2 protein-coding genes and 1 riboswitch are annotated in these 2983 nt (G+C 37.8%); both genes read left to right on the top strand.

The features are described 5' to 3' along the window. Positions 1–62: 62 nt before the first annotated feature. Positions 63–138: riboswitch (cyclic di-GMP riboswitch) on the bottom strand. A 476-nt stretch (positions 139–614) separates the two neighbouring features. Further along, complete coding sequence (gene nspC / locus K6G87_RS04565; protein WP_296834487.1) at positions 615–1838, top strand: carboxynorspermidine decarboxylase; 1224 nt, start codon at positions 615–617, stop codon at positions 1836–1838. Between the two features lie 103 nt (positions 1839–1941). Then, positions 1942–2802 (top strand): DNA-3-methyladenine glycosylase family protein, encoded by an 861-nt coding sequence (locus K6G87_RS04560; protein ID WP_296834485.1) that lies wholly within the window; start codon positions 1942–1944, stop codon positions 2800–2802. Positions 2803–2983: the final 181 nt, after the last annotated feature.

Raw genomic sequence — 2983 nt, 5'->3', positions numbered from 1 at the left:
ACGAAGCTAAGGCGCCTTGTGCTTTTATCTCTGAAAGTGATCACTGATTTCAGATTGATAATAAATGCAGCTGGCTGACATTTTAAAGTCCCTTTAGCTTTGCGTCACAGATTTTCATCTGCTTTGCCTTTGATTGTTTTTTGTTATTTCGTTGATTTCCAAAACGAAATTATAATTATTTGATAATCTTATTACAATATGTATAATTGACAAAGTGAAACATGTTTTGAACAATTCGTTTGGAAAAAATATATAAAAGCGTGATAAAGCCTTCGCTTTTTAGGATATTTTTAGGTTACTGTGCTTTCTTGGCAAATGCATTTTGAAGCAAAAAGCGAAGCGTTTGCGAGTTTAACTGGCATATAAATATAGGACTTTTGGTAGCAGATGGCAAAGCTATTATGAACAAGAATCATGCTATAATATGGCGTGAGAGTTTAGCTGTTTTGAAAGTAATAATAAAGAAATTGAGGCTTTGACAGATGATGCCATTGCCTGCCTTTTGATAAAGGCTTTTTTAATGATAAGTAGTATTAGCTTGTGAAAATATCCAGGAAACTGGGAGAAAGGATTAATCCAATCACTATTTGATTCTGATTGGATTACATGTAAAAGTGGAATTTAAAAATATACCTACCCCTTCTTATATAATTGATGAAAAGAAGTTAAAAGAAAATCTTGAAATACTAAAGAATGTAAGTATAAAAGCAGGCTGCAAGATTCTTCTTGCTCAGAAAGCCTTCTCTGCATTCTGTGAATATCCTCTTATTGGTAAATATCTTGCAGGTGCTACTGCAAGTGGTCTGTTTGAGGCAAAGCTTGGATATGAAGAAATGGGACTTGAAAATCACGTCTTCTCACCGGCATATAAAGAAGATGAGATAGAAGAGATTGCAAGAATATGCGATCACGTGATTTTCAACTCTTTTGCCCAGCTAAGTAAATATGGAAAGATCGTAGCTGATATTCATCAAGATCAGAATGATAAATCTGGAAGAACAGAAGGTGCAACTGATAGTAAAGAAAGCACTAATGAGACTTCGAATCCAGGAATCGGCCTTCGCATAAATCCGGAGTGTTCCACGCAGGAAGATGCTATCTACGATCCCTGCGCACCCGGATCAAGACTGGGGATAACCTTATCTTCATTTGAAAAAGGCTTATCAGATTATAGTGATGTATTTAACTATGTTGACGGTCTCCACTTCCATACTCTTTGCGAGCAAAATAGTGATGATCTTGAAACAACTTTAAAAGCTGTGGAAGAAAAGTTTGGTAAATATCTATCACTCCCCCAGATCAAATGGCTCAATATGGGCGGTGGTCACCATATCACCCGTGCAGACTATGATAGAGAAAAGCTAGTAAGTTGTATCAAAAATATAAAAGAAAAATACAATGTAGAAGTATATCTCGAACCCGGCGAAGCCATCGCCCTGAATGCCGGATATCTTGTAACTCAGGTTCTTGATATTGTAGACAACGATCTTAAGATACTGGTACTAGATGCATCAGCAGCATGTCATATGCCTGATGTTCTGGAGATGCCATATCGTCCGCCGCTTAGAGATTCAGGTGAGGCTTCTGAAAAGAAGTACACCTACAGGCTCTCTTCCTGCACCTGCCTTGCAGGGGATATTATAGGCGATTATTCTTTTGACAAAGAGATCAAGATAGGAGACAGGCTGGTATTTGAAGATATGGCTATCTACTCCATGGTCAAGAATAACACCTTCAATGGAATGTGCCTTCCATCAATATATGCCATGGATGGAACAGGTGATGTAAGACTTATTAAGAAGTTCGGCTATGAAGACTTTAAGATGAGATTGTCCTGATAACATAATAACTTATTATATGTTTGAAGATTGCTGGAGTTTTTGTATAAACGTAGCAATCTTCAAACATGCATAAAAAAACTAATAATACTTGGAGTTTGTTATGAAGAAATTAGAGCTTAAACAGTTTGACCTTGAGCAGATTGCAGACAGCGGTCAGTGCTTTAGGTGGACCAGAATTATGGAAAATGAGACAGGTGGTGCCACATCTGATATAGAATCCGGAAAGATTAAATATAGGATAATAGCATTTGGCAAGATCCTAAATATAGAGCAGGATATGACATCTGGCCTTGTCACTATGGACTGCAGTGATGCAGACTTTGATAATATCTGGAAAGATTATTTTGATCTTGATACAGATTATGGCAAGATAATAGATCGGATTCCGGAAGATGACAGCTATTTAAAACGTGCTGCCAGTGCATGCGATGGAATTCGTATTATAAGACAGGATCCTTGGGAGACCCTTATTACTTTCATCATATCTCAGAGGAAAAACATACCTGCCATAAAAGCATCTGTTGAGAAAATCTGTAAGGCAGCAGGAAGTGTAATAGGAGAAGCTGATGGAGAGAAGTTATACGCTTTCCCTACACCAGAGCAGCTTTCATCTTTATCTATGGATGACTTAAATGCCTGCAGTCTTGGCTACCGCGCCCAGTACATATATAAAGCAGCTCGCGCCGCTTTTGACGGAGCTGTTGATCTTGATAAGTGGAAGAGCCTTGGCGATGAAGAGCTTTTTGATAACCTTTGCTCTTTGTATGGAGTCGGCAAGAAGGTTGCAAATTGCACCATGCTCTTTGGCTTCTATAGACTTGATTCATTTCCAATCGATGTATGGATGAACAAGATACAGGATAAATATTATCCGGAAGGCTTTCCTATAGAAGCATACCGCCCTTACGGAGGAGTCATGCAGCAGTATATGTTTGCATATGAAAGAAGCATTGATTTCTGAGTCAAAATGTAATTGCAGGATTTACGGAGAATTGCATCAAAGGAGAATTGACTCAAATGAAAGTTTTTGTATTAGTACTTAAAAACCTTTTAAAGGAGTATCGTAAGCAGGTTTTTAAATGTGTATGTGTTATGGCTGCAATGTCAGTGATTCAGCTTGTTATTCCACTGTCGATGAAGAA

The sequence above is a fragment of the Butyrivibrio sp. genome (assembly GCF_024699075.1).
The sequence above is the reverse complement of the archived record's forward strand: the minus strand, read 5'-3'. Positions and strand labels throughout refer to the sequence as shown.

Excerpts from the sequence above, each read along its gene's own strand:
- K6G87_RS04560 (WP_296834485.1), top strand. The coding sequence starts at position 1,942 with ATGAAGAAATTAGAGCTTAAACAGTTTGACCTTGAGCAGATTGCAGAC.